13 protein-coding genes are annotated in these 15,730 nt (G+C 40.6%); 10 read left to right on the forward strand and 3 right to left on the reverse strand.

Annotated elements, in window-relative coordinates; genetic code table 11:
* The first annotated feature begins 61 nt into the window (after positions 1 to 61).
* From HDE70_RS26225 to HDE70_RS26270, 10 genes are all read left to right on the forward strand, one after another.
* Positions 62 to 682 (forward strand): DUF4294 domain-containing protein, encoded by a 621-nt coding sequence (locus HDE70_RS26225; protein WP_183867272.1) that lies wholly within the window; start codon positions 62 to 64, stop codon positions 680 to 682.
* 2 nt (positions 683 to 684) lie between these two features.
* Complete coding sequence (locus tag HDE70_RS26230; protein WP_183867273.1) at positions 685 to 1,182, forward strand: glutathione peroxidase; 498 nt, start codon at positions 685 to 687, stop codon at positions 1,180 to 1,182.
* A gap of 38 nt (positions 1,183 to 1,220) precedes the next feature.
* Positions 1,221 to 1,955 carry a bacillithiol biosynthesis deacetylase BshB1 gene (gene bshB1 / locus HDE70_RS26235; protein WP_183867274.1) on the forward strand — a complete coding sequence of 245 codons (735 nt, stop codon included), beginning with the start codon at positions 1,221 to 1,223 and terminating at the stop codon, positions 1,953 to 1,955.
* A 55-nt stretch (positions 1,956 to 2,010) separates the two neighbouring features.
* Positions 2,011 to 3,372: an acyl-CoA dehydrogenase family protein gene (locus HDE70_RS26240; protein ID WP_183892309.1), complete on the forward strand. Its 1,362-nt coding sequence runs from the start codon at positions 2,011 to 2,013 to the stop codon at positions 3,370 to 3,372.
* Between the two features lie 109 nt (positions 3,373 to 3,481).
* On the forward strand, positions 3,482 to 4,615 hold the full coding sequence (locus tag HDE70_RS26245) for a TlpA disulfide reductase family protein (protein ID WP_183892310.1): 1,134 nt from the start codon (positions 3,482 to 3,484) through the stop codon (positions 4,613 to 4,615).
* Between the two features lie 175 nt (positions 4,616 to 4,790).
* Positions 4,791 to 5,342: an RNA polymerase sigma factor gene (locus HDE70_RS26250; protein ID WP_183867277.1), complete on the forward strand. Its 552-nt coding sequence runs from the start codon at positions 4,791 to 4,793 to the stop codon at positions 5,340 to 5,342.
* 77 nt (positions 5,343 to 5,419) lie between these two features.
* Positions 5,420 to 6,445 (forward strand): FecR family protein, encoded by a 1,026-nt coding sequence (locus HDE70_RS26255; protein WP_183892311.1) that lies wholly within the window; start codon positions 5,420 to 5,422, stop codon positions 6,443 to 6,445.
* A gap of 91 nt (positions 6,446 to 6,536) precedes the next feature.
* Entirely contained in the window at positions 6,537 to 9,830 is a 3,294-nt protein-coding gene (locus HDE70_RS26260) for a SusC/RagA family TonB-linked outer membrane protein (RefSeq protein WP_183867279.1), read from the forward strand.
* A gap of 10 nt (positions 9,831 to 9,840) precedes the next feature.
* On the forward strand, positions 9,841 to 11,205 hold the full coding sequence (locus tag HDE70_RS26265) for a RagB/SusD family nutrient uptake outer membrane protein (RefSeq protein ID WP_183867280.1): 1,365 nt from the start codon (positions 9,841 to 9,843) through the stop codon (positions 11,203 to 11,205).
* Between the two features lie 62 nt (positions 11,206 to 11,267).
* Positions 11,268 to 12,524 carry a YdcF family protein gene (locus HDE70_RS26270; protein WP_183892312.1) on the forward strand — a complete coding sequence of 419 codons (1,257 nt, stop codon included), beginning with the start codon at positions 11,268 to 11,270 and terminating at the stop codon, positions 12,522 to 12,524.
* 322 nt (positions 12,525 to 12,846) lie between these two features.
* Here HDE70_RS26270 and HDE70_RS26275 read toward each other — a convergent pair whose 3' ends face one another.
* From HDE70_RS26275 to HDE70_RS26285, 3 genes are all read right to left on the reverse strand, one after another.
* Complete coding sequence (locus HDE70_RS26275) at positions 12,847 to 13,251, reverse strand: hypothetical protein (protein ID WP_183867282.1); 405 nt, start codon at positions 13,249 to 13,251, stop codon at positions 12,847 to 12,849.
* Between the two features lie 6 nt (positions 13,252 to 13,257).
* The gene (lat, locus tag HDE70_RS26280) at positions 13,258 to 14,589 is read right to left on the reverse strand and encodes an L-lysine 6-transaminase (RefSeq protein ID WP_183892313.1); all 1,332 of its coding nucleotides are present in this window, start codon (positions 14,587 to 14,589) and stop codon (positions 13,258 to 13,260) included.
* Between the two features lie 197 nt (positions 14,590 to 14,786).
* The gene (locus HDE70_RS26285) at positions 14,787 to 15,665 is read right to left on the reverse strand and encodes a 1-aminocyclopropane-1-carboxylate deaminase/D-cysteine desulfhydrase (RefSeq protein WP_183892314.1); all 879 of its coding nucleotides are present in this window, start codon (positions 15,663 to 15,665) and stop codon (positions 14,787 to 14,789) included.
* Positions 15,666 to 15,730: the final 65 nt, after the last annotated feature.

Genomic DNA, 15,730 nt, shown 5'->3' on the forward strand with positions numbered 1-15,730 from the left:
TTAGATTTAGTTATAAACCTAATGTATTAAATTTGCTTTAACTTCGTGGGAGTATAAATTTATGAAATTTTGCAGTTTATTTATTCTGTTATTTGTCATTATTGCCGTAGGTGAACTAAAGGCCCAGGAAAGTTCTGTGCCTGTGAAGTTTCCTGTCAAAGGCAAAAATGATACCATCAGAGTAGCCTCCACGAATGAAGATGGTGAAATGATACCGTGGATTCCTCTGAATGAGGTAGTTATCTATGGTGCCAGAATTTTTAAAACTCCCGCAGACCGTGCTGCCTTTAACAGGCTCCGTTACAATGTACTAAAAGTTATGCCTTATGCCCTTTTTGCAAAAAGAAGGTATGAGCAACTGGAACGTGATCTTGCCGTAACCACGGACCGTAAAGAGCATAAAAAGCTTGTAAAAGCCTGTGATGCTGAAATCAAAAAAATGTTTAATACAGAGATCAAGGAACTGACAATTACGCAGGGCCAGATTCTGACCAAGTTAATTGATAGAGAAGTAGGACGTACCACTTACGAAATTGTCAAAGAAACACAAGGAGGTGTAAAAGCCTTTATTTACCAGTCTGTTGCAAGAGTAGTAGGCCATAATTTAAAAAGCACTTATAACGCTGAAGAAGAAAGGGATATAGAATCTATTATTCAGTCTTCAGGTTTTTATCATCAATAAACATGGAAGAAAACCCTCAAAGTATTTACCAGTTTAATGCAAAACTAATCGATGGAAAAGATAAAAAATTAGCAGACTATAAAGGTAAAGTACTTCTGATCGTAAATATTGCTTCGGCCTGCGGATTCGCCCCTCAATTGAAAGAACTTCAGGAACTTAGAGACTCATTAAGTCAGGAAGAATTTGAAGTTCTCGGCTTCCCTTCCAATGATTTTGGCGGACAGGAACCTTTAGTTGGAACTGCAATCTATGAATTTTGTGAAGTCAACTATGGTGTGAAATTCCCTGTATTTGAAAAAATCATGGTCAGAGGTTCACAAGCAAACCCAATCTATAAATTTTTGAGTAATAAAGACCTCAATGGTCATATTAAGTCTACACCAAGGTGGAATTTTCATAAATACCTGATCAATAAAAATGGTGAAGTAGTGGACTACTTTTTTCCGTTTACCAAACCATTATCTTCCAAGGTCAGAAAGAAAATTCAACGCCTGCTCTAAAGCGGTGAGCGCACGCTCATCAATCATAAAACAAAACAATGAAGTTAGATATATTAGTATTAGCTGTACATCCTGATGATGCAGAACTAGGCTGTTCAGGAACAATTTTAAAACACATTGCCCAAGGCAAAAAAGTAGGAATAGTTGATTTTACCAGGGGAGAATTAGGAACCCGCGGAACAGCTGAAACACGTGATCAGGAAGCTGCGGATTCCGCAAAAATATTAGGCTTGCATGCCCGTGAAAACTTAAGGTTCAAAGATGGGTTTTTCAAAAATGACGAGGCACACCAACTGGAAGTGATCCGGATGATCCGTAAATACCAGCCTGAAATCATTTTGGGCAATGCGATACGTGACCGTCATCCTGACCACGGAAGAGCTGCCTCTTTAGCAAGCGATTCTTGTTTCTTGTCTGGCCTGCCTAAAGTGGAAACGATAGACAACGGTGTAGTGCAGCAAGCATGGAGACCGCGTTTATTCCTTCAATATATTCAGGATACTTATATCAAGCCTGATGTGATTATAGATATCACACCCTATATAGAAACAAAAATCAATTCGATTAAAGCTTTTAAAACACAGTTTCACAGTCCTGAGTTGAATAAAAACCCGGAGCTTGACGGCCCTGCGACTTACATTTCTTCACCTGAATTTTTTGAAAGTGTAATTGCAAGAGCCAGAGAGATGGGAAAACCTATTGGAGCAACTTATGCGGAGGGCTTTACTTCTGCTAAGCTTTTAGGGGTAGATAACCTTTTCGAACTGCGTTAGGGAACAAAATGGGGCTTTCGGCTGTTGTTAGTATAAATCTAACACAGCTTGAACTATGGCCGGTATATTCTCTAAGATAAAAAATGCATACACACTTTTTCAAAGTGTAGATCTCGAAAAACTGGATGCACTATCGAAAAAAGTAGATCTTAAAAAGATAGTGGATTCGGTAGCTGGTCTGGATGAAACCCAGCTTTCCGGTTTAATGAAAATGCTTGGCACTCCGCATAAACAGAAGGAACTGCCACCTATAAACGGAGATTTCTATCATTTAGGAGACACTGCATTAAACGAAGAGGATCGTGCGCTGCAATTAAAAGTGCGTGCATTTTTAGAGAAAGAAGTTAAACCACTGGTCAATGAATACTGGCTGAAAGCTGAGTTTCCCTTTGAGCTGATCCCTAAAATTGCAGAGCTGAATATTTGCGGGCTTACTTATCAGGGATATGGTTGTCCGGGTAAATCAAATGTAATGGAAGGAATGCTGGCGATGGAAATGGCCAGAATAGATACTTCCATGTCTACCTTTTTCGGTGTTCAAAGTGGTTTAGCCATGGGTTCCATCTATCTTTTAGGGTCAGAGGCCCAAAAGCAGGAATGGTTACCGGATATGCAAAAGATGAAAATCATTGGTGCTTTTGGTCTAACAGAACCCGAAGTCGGCTCTGCTGCTGCGGGAGGTTTGACCACTACAGCGAAAAGACAAGGCAGTAAATGGATTCTGAACGGTCAGAAAAAATGGATAGGTAATTCAACATTTTCTGATGTAACGATTATCTGGGCAAGGGACGTGGATGACAATCAGGTCAAAGGGTTTTTGATCAGGAAAGGAAACAAAGGTTTTGCTGTAGAGAAAATGCAGGACAAAATGGCCTTAAGAATTGTACAGAACGGTTTGATTACACTGACCAATTGTGAAGTAGATGAAGAAGACCGTTTACAAAATGCCAATTCCTTTAAAGATACCGCTAAAGTATTAAGAATGACCCGTGCAGGAGTGGCGTGGCAAGCTGTAGGTTGTGCACGTGGTGCCTATGAAAGTGCCCTGGCTTATACCAGAACCCGTAAGCAATTTGGTAAACCTATTGCCTCTTTCCAGCTCATCCAGAATCACCTGGTAGAAATGTTGTCTAATTTAACAGCGATGCAAACTTTATGTTTCCGTTTATCTCAATTACAAGATCAGGGATTGTTAACCGATGAACATGCTTCGCTGGCTAAAGTATTTTGTTCTTTGCGGACCCGCGATGTCGTGAGCAGGGCGAGAGAAGTAATGGGTGGTAATGGGATTCTGCTTGAATATGATGTGGCCCGTTTTGTAGCTGATGCAGAAGCCATCTATTCCTATGAAGGAACTAAAGAAATCAACTCCTTAATTGTTGGCCGTGCCATTACAGGATTTTCTGCTTTTGTTTAATATACGTTAAACAGAAATAGTTCGTTATATTTTGGTTACATGTAACTTCCTCCAATATATTACCCTTAATTTTGGATATACAGTAAATAAAACAATTAAAAATACATAAATGAAGAGATTAGTGCTGTCACTATTAATGACTACCCCGGCTTTCGTGTTCGCACAGCAGGGAGATTTTACATTGAATGGAAAAATTGGTGCACTGAATGCTCCGGCAAAAGTATACCTGACTTATAGAAGTGGAGAAAGTGCCGTGATGGACTCGGCAGTAGTTAACGAAGGCGCATTCGTATTTAAAGGAAAAGTGGCCGGGCCTACTATGGCAAGAGTGATTGTTGACCATAAAGGTGAAGGCTTAAAAAAACTGGGAAGATCAGCAGACAATGCTATCGTTTACCTGGAGCCGGCAACTATTAACCTGACTGCTAAAGACTCTGTGAAAACAGTAACGGTTACCGGGTCAAAATTAAATGACGAGAACGCACGCTATATGAAACATATCGCTGCACCGCTTGCTGTTCTGACTGCTATAAACAAAGAATATGGGGATGCTTCTGAAGAAAAACAGAAAGATGAAGCATTCAGAAAATCACTGGAAACCAGATATGATAAAGCAGAAGGAGAAATGAAATCGCTTCAGGCTACTTTCATTAAAGCTAACCCTGATTCTTACTTCAGTTTGCTGGCTTTGCGTGAATTGGCAGGACAAAGTATCAATGTCGCAGAAATTGAGCCAGCTTATAAAGCTCTTTCTGAAAAAGTACGCAGTACCCAGGCAGGAGTTGAATTTGCAACAGCTATCGATGCTGCCCGTTCAACCTCAGTAGGGGTAATGGCACCTGATTTCACTCAGAATGACGTGAACGGTAATCCAGTTAAATTATCAAGTTTCCGTGGTAAATATGTCCTGATTGATTTCTGGGCTTCCTGGTGCGGGCCATGCAGAGCGGAGAACCCTAATGTGGTTGCTGCTTACAATAAATTCAAAGACAAGAAATTCACTATCCTGGGTGTATCTTTAGATCAGCCTGGTAAAAAAGATGCGTGGGTAGCTGCCATTAAAAAAGACGGTTTAGTCTGGACGCAGGTTTCTGACCTTAAATTCTGGAATAACGAAGCGGCTGCACTTTATGGCGTAAGAGGAATCCCTCAAAACTTTTTAGTTGACCCGGCGGGTAAAATCGTTGCTACTAATTTAAGAGGAGAAGAATTGCATGCTAAACTTGCAGAGCTTCTGAAATAGATTTATAAGAGAACTGTTTGATCAGTTCTTTTTGATGATAAAAAGCACTAAGCCCTTTGAAGGGTTTGGTGCTTTTTTTTGTTCCGGCTTGCAGGTCAAGTTAAATTGTTTTTTCTGATAGAATTAATACTATATTTAGGTACAGCTAACATTGACCAGTTAGTTTTGCAAAAAAATGTTGAATTATACTCAGAATATAAAAGAGGGTGACCATATATCTTTTGAGATAGTTTTTAAGCTATGGCATAAAAAAGTCTATGCTTATTTTTTTAAAAAGACAGCTTCCGCAGATCAGGCGAAGGAGCTTACTCAAATGGCCTTTATTAAGCTATGGAACTTTAGGCATACACTGTCCGAAGAACATCCCCTGGATCTTCAGCTGTTTAAAATCGCAAAAACTACTTTACTGGATTACTTTAGAAAACTGGCTAACGAAGAACGTAATCTGAAGCTTTTTTACCATAAAGCAACTGAAGAAATGGTAGAGCATGATCAGAGTTTTGAAACCAAACAACAACTGGATTTAGTTTTAAATGTTCTGCCGCCAACACGTAAAAAGGTTTTTGTATTAAACAGGCTCCATGGCTATTCTTATAAGGAAATTGCAGAACAGCTCTCTATCTCACCCAGAACGGTAGAAAAACACATCTCACTGGCTATGAAACAACTTCATGGTTACTCTTCAATCCCTGCACTCATTTTCCTGATCAGGTTCTTCAATAGTTGATTAAAGGTATTCCGGGCAATTAAAATTTATTTTTCAGGCATTACGGGTTTTGCTCAAATCAAATCGTATTAGTTATTATGAATATGTCAGATGAGCTGCTGAATAAATATTTTAAAGGAACTTGTACACCAGAGGAAAAAATACTGGTGACACAGTATTTGAATGAAACCGATGATTTGCCAGCAAGCATATTCAGCAAAGAGGAATGGGATGAAACTCCCGATGCAACTATCTCTGAAGAAGAAACATCCCAGATGTTTCAGGCCATAAAGAAACAGACTATTGCTAAAGTGCGCCCGGTAAGCTGGCTTAAAATTACCGCTGCTGCTGCAATTGTGCTGACGGTACTGGGTATTGGACTTTTGAGTTTGAACCGGAATCAACCAAAGCCTGGTTTGGCTAATCAGGAAACTCTCCATGCTGAAGTCAAAACAGTTGTCAATTGGAAATCTGTAGTGAATTATACCGAACAAGATCAATTGCTAACATTGCCGGATAATTCTACCGTAAAAATATATCCGGGTGGCGAATTAAGATATACCGTGCCCTTTGTTCAGCATAACAGGGAAATCTATCTGAAAGGAAAGGGATTTTTCGAAGTTACAAAAGATAAAAAACATCCTTTCATAGTTTATGCAAAAGGTGTTTCTACTACTGCTTTGGGAACTTCTTTTACGATTACTGCTTTAGAGAAAAACAAATTGGTTAAGGTACAATTGCATACGGGAAAGATATGGGTAAAAAATGTAGATTCCACAAATCATATCAAACCATTCAGTGAAATCTTGAAGCCAGGGGATGAGTTGGTTTATAATACTTTACTGAATAAAGTAAAGCTTATGGATGCTAAACTACCTCTGAGTAAGCAAAAAGACAGCCCGGCCATATTAAACTTTACGCAGGCGCCTTTAGATGATGTTTTTGCCAGTCTGGAGCAGCATTACCAGGTTAAGATCATTTATAATCCGGCTGACGTAGCGGAAATGTCATTTACAGGCAGTCTGAAATTAACTCAACCTATAGTAACAATACTGGAAGAAATCACCGAACTAAATAAATTAAGTCAAACCAAAACAACCAAAGGTTACCTGATCAGCAAGTAAAATCAAATCAATATCATTAATTAAATAACCCGCTAAATAAGCGTGAAGGGAATCCTTTTGTCAAAAAACAAACCACCAAAAACCATAGATTATGCTTAGAAAATTTACTAAACATCTGTTCTTTTGCCTGCTGCTGATCGCAGTTTCGGTAAAAGCCTGGGCTCAGACTTCTGATATTACCGGGATCGTAAAAGATGAAATGGGGCAGCCCTTAATTGGCGCCACCATACTTTTACAGAATATGAAAACCAATGATAAGAAGGGGATCATGGTGAATAAAGATGGCAAGTTCCTGATCAGCGGGCTGTCTGCAAATGTTCCTTACACTATCAGTGCTTCTTACATTGGTTATGCGACAAAAACGATTAATAACTATCTGCTCAAAGCAGGCGAACAGGCCACGCTGCTGATTCAGCTAAACCCTGATTCCAAAGCTTTATCAGACGTGGTCATTGTCGGGTACGGAAGTCAGAAGGCAAAAGACGTGACCACCTCAATTGCGAGTATTAAAGCTGCTGATATAGAAAATCAGCCTATCAGCAATGCTGCGGAGGCTATGGTTGGTAAGATGGCAGGTGTACAGGTTTCACAAGGCTCTGGCACACCAGGAGGAGCATTGTCCATTAAAGTAAGAGGAGTAGGGACGATCACCGCAGGTTCCAATCCTTTGTATGTTATTGACGGCGTGCCAATTTCCAATGACAATATCAACACTTTAAACACTAATGACATTGCTTCTATTGAGGTACTGAAAGATGCATCCTCAGCAGCTATTTATGGTTCCAGAGGTTCTAACGGTGTAGTGCTGATTACTACCAAACAAGGTAAGAATGGAGTTTCTACCATCAATGTAAACAGTTATACCGGCTGGCAAACACTATCGCACAAAATCAAAATGATGGATGCCTATCAATATTCTCAAATGGTGCTGGATTCAAGAAACAACTCCTACACAGATGCGATGGATGCCATTAACAGAAAAAACAATGCTTTAGGTTCACCTGCTGTTAATTACAACATCAATGATAGTAATGGCACTCGTTTGTTTAATACTTCGAACAATACTAATACGGTAATTCCACAAGAAATTCTACCTTATCTGCAAGGGCAGCAAGGCTTAACCAATACGGACTGGCAAGATCAGATTTTTAGAGTAGCACCTATACAAAATCATTCTATTTCTGCTGCAGGTGGTAGCGAGCTGCTTAAATATTATGCCTCTCTGGAATACTTTAATCAGGATGGTATCATTATCAACAGTGGTTTTAAACGTTATAGTGGCAGATTAAACCTCGAAGGAAAAAAAGGGAAAGTAAGATATGGTGTTAATTTCAATCCATCGGTCATCAATGAAAAAAGGGTGAATGCCAATGGTGCTTACAACTCGAATGGTGGAGGTATCGTTGCATCCGCCTTGCATTATTCACCTATTTTTCCGGTATATAATCCAGATGGAAGTTATAGCTATGCACAAAACTCGTGGAGTCCGGGAACTATTACAACATTACCTAACAATACCGTAGCAAGCGGAAACGGTGAAACTCAGGCCTGGAACCCGGTTGCTTTAGCTAATCTGCAAAAGGATGATGTGAGTTCTCACCGAATGACAGGAAGCGCATTTATAGAAGCAGAAATATTCAAAGACCTGAAATACAAACTTCAGTTAGGTGCTGATATCTTCAATAGTTCAGAAGATACTTTCAGGCCTTCTACAATCCCTCAATCCAATACTGCCGGTAATCCGTTATCGGAAGCTACAGGCTCTTCCAGAACGATTAAAGAAACCAACTGGTTATTAGAACACACTTTAAACTATAATAAGACAATTGGAGATCATAGTATCAATGCTTTATTGGGCTGGTCTAATCAGAAAGATGATTTAAGTGGAAATTACGCTTTTGCTTCTAAAGGATTTATCAGTGATCAGGTCGAATACCTGAGTGCGGGTCTGGTGACCAATGGAACTTCTACCCGTACCCAATGGGCCTTAGCATCCGGCATCGCAAGATTGCAGTATAGCTACAAAGGAAAATACTTGTTTACCGGTTCAGTAAGAGCGGACGGATCATCTAAATTTGGAAAGAACAACAAGTGGGGGTATTTCCCATCGGCATCCCTTGGATGGAGATTATCAGAGGAAGACTTCCTTAAAAACTCTGAAGCAATCTCTGACTTGAAATTAAGGGCTAGTTACGGTTTAACCGGTAATTTTAATATCCCTAATTACGGATCACAAGGTGCAATGACTAATTATGGTTATGTATTTGGTGGCGCCACTCCATCTGTTGTAAATGGTGCAGCTCCATTTGCACAGCCTAATGATGATTTGAAATGGGAAAAAACAGCACAATTGAATCTTGGATTCGATGCTTCTTTTTTCAAGAACAAGCTGACTTTATCTGTTGATGTTTATAACAGTAATACCAACAATTTATTACTGAATGTACCGGTCCCTATTTCTACTGGTTTTTCTACCGAGTTGAAAAATATCGGTAAAGTAAACAATAAGGGGATCGATGTCAATTTAGGTACACAACAGCAATTTGGCGGCGTGAGGTGGACTGCAAACGCGAACTTCTCGAAGAACATCAATAAAGTTGTAGAACTCGGCCCTGGTAATGCAGACATTATCAAGACTGGATCTGTTGCGAATGCCTATTTCATTACCAGAGTTGGTGAGCCAATTGGTTCTTATTACCTGCCAGTAGTTTTGGGTGTATTCAAAAATCAGGCAGAGGTTAATGCTTACCCGCATTACACAGATACCCAGGGGAATTATGACCTGAATACCTCTAAACCCGGTGATTTTAAATTTAAAGACGTAGATGGTGACGGGGTGATTGATCTGACCAAAGACAGAGAAATTGTTGGAAATTACCTGCCTAAATTCACATACGGCTTTGCAACCTCAGCAGAATATAAAGGCGTAGATCTGAATATCTCTATGCAAGGCGTTTACGGTAATAAAATTCTGAATCTTTCCCGCAGATATTTTGCGAACAAAGAAGGTAACATGAATAACATGGTAAGCTCTCTGGATCGCTGGATGTCAGAAAGCAATTCAGGAAGCGGTCAGGATGTAAGAGCTAACCGTGCCGCAAAAGGCAGTAACGGAACAACCTCTACCTGGCACGTTGAAGACGGATCTTATTTAAGAATCCGCAACATTGCTTTAGGTTATACTTTCCCAACTGATTTAGTGAAGAAGATGACCCTAACCAAGCTCAGAGTATATCTTTCGGTACAGAACCCTTTTACTTTCACGAAGTACTCAGGATACAATCCAGAGGTAACCAACCGATCTGACGCGACGACAAACGGCGAAGACTACGGCGTTTATCCAACCTCAAAAACAATATCCTTAGGTATCAACATCACTTTATAAAATCAGAACCATGAAAAATTATATATACATTCTTATTGGTGGTTTAATGCTGACAGCCACTTCCTGCAAGAAATTCCTGGATTTAAAGCCACAGGATTCCTATACCGAAAATACCTTTTATGTAGATGAGAAAGGCCTTCAGGGAGGCCTGATCAGTTGCTATGATGCTTTACAAACTGATAGCCTTTATGGAAACAATCTGTTGACCCTTGGTGAAATCCGTGGAGACAATGTCACTGACAACGATCCCGGTTCAGGAGCAGGCGTGCGGAATCAAATCGAAGTATTCGCTGAAACTTCGGCTAACAACATCCTTTCCGGCAGCTGGCAAGGACATTATAAAGCTATTTACCGTTGTAATATCATTCTGGACAGGGCGCCTGCCATTGTGATGAATGAAACTACAAAAAACCAGATCATTGCACAGGCAAAATTTATCCGTGCCCTCAGCTACTTCAACTTAACCAGACTCTGGGGGAATGTCCCATTAATCACTAAGGTTCAAAAAACAGAAGAAGCCCGTGAAAACAGCCGTTCCACACCCGCACAGGTTTATCAGCAAATTATGAGTGACCTGACGGATGCAGCAGGGAAACTCCCTGTCTCCTGGTCTGATGCCCAAAGAGGAAGAGCAACCAGTTACGCTGCTTCAGCCCTTTTAGGTAAAGTTTATCTTTATCAAAAGAACTACACAATGGCAGCTTCAACCCTGCAACCCGTAGTTGCTGCAATCTATGCCGGAACTACCTTAGCAACCGTACCACAGACCACCACCTTTCCTAATGCGCTAAAAACCAGTAAAGACATCATCTTTGCAGTTCAATACCTGTCAGGTGGTGTAAAAGAATTTGTAAATCAGGATAACCGTTATAGAAATAACAACAACACCAATATCATTACCCTGCCACAAAGCCTGTTTGAAGCCGGTGATAACCGTAAAGGACTCCTTGCTGTGACGGGTACAGGTGGCCGTCCGGGAAAATTTAATACCCCGCAAGTGAATAACGAAACCAGCAGTGACTTTCCAGTACTCCGTTGTGCAGAAGTGCTATTAATGTATGCAGAAGCCTTAAATGAGACTGCTTACGGAAACGCAGAAGCATTCACAGCACTGAATGCGGTACGTGCCAATGCAGGTATTACTGCGAAAACCCCTGCAACGCTGACCTCGCAGAGCTCCTTCAGAACAGCCCTTTATTTAGAAAGAAGATTAGAACTGGCCTTAGAAGCCGACCGCTGGTTTGACATTGTGAGAACCAATCAAATGGCCACTGTCTTTCCCGGTATTCCAGCCTTCAGAAGTATCTATCCAGTACCACAAGTAGAAATTGATAACGTCAATAAAAAAGACGGCTGGCAGAACACCGGCTACTAAAAAAAATCGTAGCAGTTACCAGAATAACTGCTACGATTTTAACAACTTTAACAAAAAAAACTATGAAAGCTTCTTTCCTGCTGTTTTGCAGCTGGCTCATCACAATTACAGCTATTGCTCAAAATCAAACCCATGGGCCATCCAATCAATACATCCTTCAAAACACGGCAAACCCCGTTCAGTATAAAAACTATTACCTGCTGACCCTATTACAAAAAGATGCCGCGGTAAAGACACTGATCCAAAAAGACCCTATATTCAGCGAACTGCTAAAAAACAAGACAACCACCATCAACGCTGCATTAAAAAACTGCGCAAGCGACATCCCATGTCTCACTACAACAATCAAACTCAGTCCCGAAGAAATAACAGCAGTAAGTAACCGTCTGCAAGCCCTTTTTAAACCAGGAAATGCATTAGCCCTGTTGATTAGCCGCGACCTCATTCCATCTGGCTGTTATAACAGCTATGAAAATCTTAAGCCCGTAGAAATGCTAACCAAAGCCTGGGAACAAGATGCCAATGCCATAAACCATGTCATCGACGTCTACGTAAACGGTCAAAAGCCCAATTACCCGGCCATAGACTCCATTAGTTTTGACCTAAAAGACAAAAACTATCCAGAATTAGTCAATACCAATGCAAAACTGAGCCTGACCCCAAAAAACACCCTATACTTTGAACCCTCCCTGCAATTTGCGTTAACCGCATTGGAAATCAACGAAAGAAATGATGCTGCCGATTACGAGCCCATGACCAGCACTGTAAACAAAGCCGCTCTTTCTTCCATTAAAAACACAAACTTCAAAGCCTATCCTTATACCCTGATTCTTGTACCCGGAGAAGGGCCCGAAGAACACGATACCGAACTCAGCGCAGGAGGGATGCTTCGCTGCCGTCTTGCCGCAGAACAATACCAAAAGAAAGCAGCACCCTACATTATGGTTTCCGGTGGGAGAGTGCACCCCTATAAAACAAAATATAGTGAAGCTTACGAAATGAAGAAATTTCTGATGCAAACCTTACAAATTCCAGAAAGTGCTATCCTGATGGAACCACATGCCAGGCACACCACTACTAACCTGCGTAACGCTTCAAGACTCATTTATCGTTACCACATCCCAATGGAACAACCTGCACTGGTTGTAACTACTAGATCACAAAGTATGTACATCAGTGATATCATGCCTCAGCGCTGTATCAAAGAACTAGGGTATGAACCCTACAAAGCCGGAAAACGTTTATCAGACAACGACCTTGAATTTTATCCGAATATCAAATCCTTACAAATAGATTTTGATGAACCCATGGACCCGTAGGGTTCATCAAAATTTTTCTCCTTTAGGCCCCTTCTATCGGAGGGAGTTCCAATTATTTCTTCTATCAGTTTCTTCTGTCCGGTTGCTGTATATTTTTTTCTTTTAAGCTCCTCCTGTTTTTTTTCTCAACCAAACACGAAACAACCCAAATCCATCCATTTCTCTAACATCTAAGCGGATTTCCAGGAAGGGAAAACTATTAGAAAAACAAAAACCACCCTGCTATATTTCTGACATGTTTAATCGCTTTTCGCGGTTAAATCCGTCAGAAATATAGCAGGGTGGTTTTTGTTTCTATCTTTCCTGGAAAACCCCTCAGATCCTAGTTAAATGGCCGTTTGGTAATACTCGTGTTCCCCATGGCGCTTTTCTCGTACAACCCCACACAACTCCTATCGAACGAACTATCAAAATTCACCTTTCCAGCCCCTAACTCCGTCGGTACCTTACTACCTTCCAAAAAATAATAAACCTTTGTATTCCCACCCTTATGATGCGGCTTATAATTCCCATAAGTTTCCATTTCCGACCAGATCGTATCCTTCACCGTAACCGCGAAAACATACTGAACCGGTCCCGTATTATTCTCATTTCTATACTGGGCAACCTCCTTGAAACCAGCCTTAAGATCGCCCGCACCAGGTTGAAAAAACGTGCCCTTCAACATCCAGCCCACTAAAACCACTACAAGAACCCCCAGGAAAATATTAATCTTTGTATTGCGCATTCTATCCTATAAATCAACTAATACCTTATGCATAACCTCTAAACCCAGATCAATATGACTCTTCTCCATAATCAATGCAGGGCGGAAACGAACCGTTTGCGGCCCACAACCCAGGAACATTACATTATGCTCCAGACCCTTCTGAATAAACGCATTACGCATCTCACCATTCGGGAAATCAAAAGCACAAAGCAAGCCCTTGCCTCTAACATTACTAATCTTATCATACTTCTGAGCTAACCCTTTCAGGTTCTCCTTCAAATATCCACCAACACTGGCCGCGTGATCGCACAATTGATCTTCCTCAATAATCTGAAGAATCTTTGTTGCTCTCACCATATCAACAAGGTTACCACCCCAGGTAGAATTAATCCTTGAAGGAACGCGGAAAACATTATTCTCTATCTCATCCACCTTATTCCCCACTAATATTCCGCAAACCTGCATTTTCTTACCAAAAGCAAGAATATCAGGACGTGCTTTTTCACTATAATGCTGATGGCACCAGAACTTGCCCGTTAACCCGACACCAGTTTGTACCTCATCATAAATCAGGAAAGCATCATTCTCATCAGCAATGCCGCGGAGTTGAACTAAAAACTCTTCACGTAAATGATTATCACCACCCTCAGACTGGATTGGCTCAATAATAATCGCACAGATCTCATCCTTATAATCGGCAAAAGCCTGTTTCACCTGGGCAATAGAAAGCTCTTCCGTGCTGATTGCCGTTGCTAAATTATCATGCTCCAGCGGGAACTTTACCGTAGGAATAGAAACCCTTGGCCAGTCAAACTTGGCGAACCATTTAGTCTTGTCTGGTGATGTATTTGTTAAACTTAAAGTATAACCAGTTCTGCCATGGAAGGCCTTTTCGAAATGGAGTACTTTAAATCCTTTTTCTTCTTTGTGACCCTTCGCAAAATTTTTCTGAACCTTCCAGTCCATTGCAACCTTAATCGCATTTTCAATAGCTAATCCGCCACCTGCAATAAAAAAAGCATGAGGAAGATAAGAAGGGATACCAATCGCGCCAAAAGTTTTTACAAATTCTGCATACTGCTGCGTATACACATCAGAATTTGAAGGGTTTGCCATTGCCGCCTGCAACAGATTTTGTGTAAAAACAGCATCATTAACCATTTTTGGATGATTATATCCAAGGGGAACAGATGCGAAACAAGTAAAGAAATCCAGTAATGTCCGCTTGTACTTTGAGTCGTAAATGTATGCTCCCTGGCTTTGTCCCATGTCATAGGTTAAATCAAATCCGTCAGCTAAAACGTGCTGACTTAAAATCTCATTGACCTGATCAGGAGCTACAGTAAGTTGGTACATAATTCTTATATTTTGGTTTATCCAAATTTAGTAAAATGCCCCTGAATAACAAGTTTGGGGCATATTTTGCCTAAAAAACCAAAAACAAGGTTTAAACTGTTTAAAGTATGATTTTGAGAGAAAAATATTTTTAACGTCACAAATGTTAATAATTTTCATGACACCTCTCAGACAGATTCGTGTTACCAAAGGCAGATTTAGTCTTTTAATTTATCTTTCATTCCCATGATCCCCAATAATCCGCCAGTATGCAAAGCCACAATTTTTTCCTCCTTCGTAAAATAACCCTTACATGCTAAATCGTTAATCGAGAAAAACATTTTGGCCGTGTAAACAGGGTCGATCAACATTCCATGTTTAGCCGTAAAACCTTTAATAAAGTCCAGCAAACCGGGGGTAGTTTTCGCATAACCACCAAAATGATAATCCGTATGTAAAATCAATCGTGGATCGTCCGCAGATACATATCCGCTCATTTCTTCCCTGATAAACTCACCACCCTTTAGGACAGGGATCACATGGAGTTTCGTTTTTAAACCCGCTTTTTGAATGCCTTGTAATAAGCCTGCCGCCGTTGTACCAGTTCCAGCTGCACAAAAAAGATGAGCTGTATCTTGCGGAAGCTCAGCAATAATTTCAGCACAACCCAGCACTGCCTCAGCACAAGCACCACCCTCATCAATAAAATAAGTGTCAGCGTGCTTCGCCGAATATTCCGCATAACAGGCATGTTTCTCCTTATAAGCCCCCCTGTCGATAAAAATCAGCTCCATTCCATATAAAGAACAAAGCACGAGCATCTCATTGTTTACCTTTTCACCCCTCACAAAAGCTGTAGCTTTTAATCCTGATCTCGCAGCTGCGGAAGCAGTAGCCACCAGGTGATTCGAATAAGCGCCGCCAAAAGTGACCAGGTGTGTTTTTCTTTTGACTATCACATCCTGTAAAATATATTTCAGTTTACGCCACTTATTCCCCGAAATATAAGGGTCAATTAAATCATCCCGTTTGACCCATAACCCAGATAAATACGAATGTTTTAACTGCTGTAAAGGGCTGTGTAAATCTGTAAACATGAACAAATTTAACGCGTTTAGCTTAAAATTAAACTATAAACAATTTTATCGGCTAAATTTCAACT

This window comes from Pedobacter cryoconitis (assembly GCF_014200595.1).
GTDB lineage: Bacteria > Bacteroidota > Bacteroidia > Sphingobacteriales > Sphingobacteriaceae > Pedobacter > Pedobacter cryoconitis_C.

Excerpts from the sequence above, each read along its gene's own strand:
- HDE70_RS26245 (WP_183892310.1), top strand. The coding sequence starts at position 3,482 with ATGAAGAGATTAGTGCTGTCACTATTAATGACTACCCCGGCTTTCGTG.
- HDE70_RS26250 (WP_183867277.1), top strand. The coding sequence starts at position 4,791 with ATGTTGAATTATACTCAGAATATAAAAGAGGGTGACCATATATCTTTT.
- HDE70_RS26270 (WP_183892312.1), top strand. The coding sequence starts at position 11,268 with ATGAAAGCTTCTTTCCTGCTGTTTTGCAGCTGGCTCATCACAATTACA.
- HDE70_RS26240 (WP_183892309.1), top strand. The coding sequence starts at position 2,011 with ATGGCCGGTATATTCTCTAAGATAAAAAATGCATACACACTTTTTCAA.
- lat (WP_183892313.1), bottom strand. The coding sequence starts at position 14,589 with ATGTACCAACTTACTGTAGCTCCTGATCAGGTCAATGAGATTTTAAGT.
- HDE70_RS26285 (WP_183892314.1), bottom strand. The coding sequence starts at position 15,665 with ATGTTTACAGATTTACACAGCCCTTTACAGCAGTTAAAACATTCGTAT.
- HDE70_RS26275 (WP_183867282.1), bottom strand. The coding sequence starts at position 13,251 with ATGCGCAATACAAAGATTAATATTTTCCTGGGGGTTCTTGTAGTGGTT.
- HDE70_RS26255 (WP_183892311.1), top strand. The coding sequence starts at position 5,420 with ATGAATATGTCAGATGAGCTGCTGAATAAATATTTTAAAGGAACTTGT.
- HDE70_RS26225 (WP_183867272.1), top strand. The coding sequence starts at position 62 with ATGAAATTTTGCAGTTTATTTATTCTGTTATTTGTCATTATTGCCGTA.
- bshB1 (WP_183867274.1), top strand. The coding sequence starts at position 1,221 with ATGAAGTTAGATATATTAGTATTAGCTGTACATCCTGATGATGCAGAA.
- HDE70_RS26230 (WP_183867273.1), top strand. The coding sequence starts at position 685 with ATGGAAGAAAACCCTCAAAGTATTTACCAGTTTAATGCAAAACTAATC.
- HDE70_RS26265 (WP_183867280.1), top strand. The coding sequence starts at position 9,841 with ATGAAAAATTATATATACATTCTTATTGGTGGTTTAATGCTGACAGCC.
- HDE70_RS26260 (WP_183867279.1), top strand. The coding sequence starts at position 6,537 with ATGCTTAGAAAATTTACTAAACATCTGTTCTTTTGCCTGCTGCTGATC.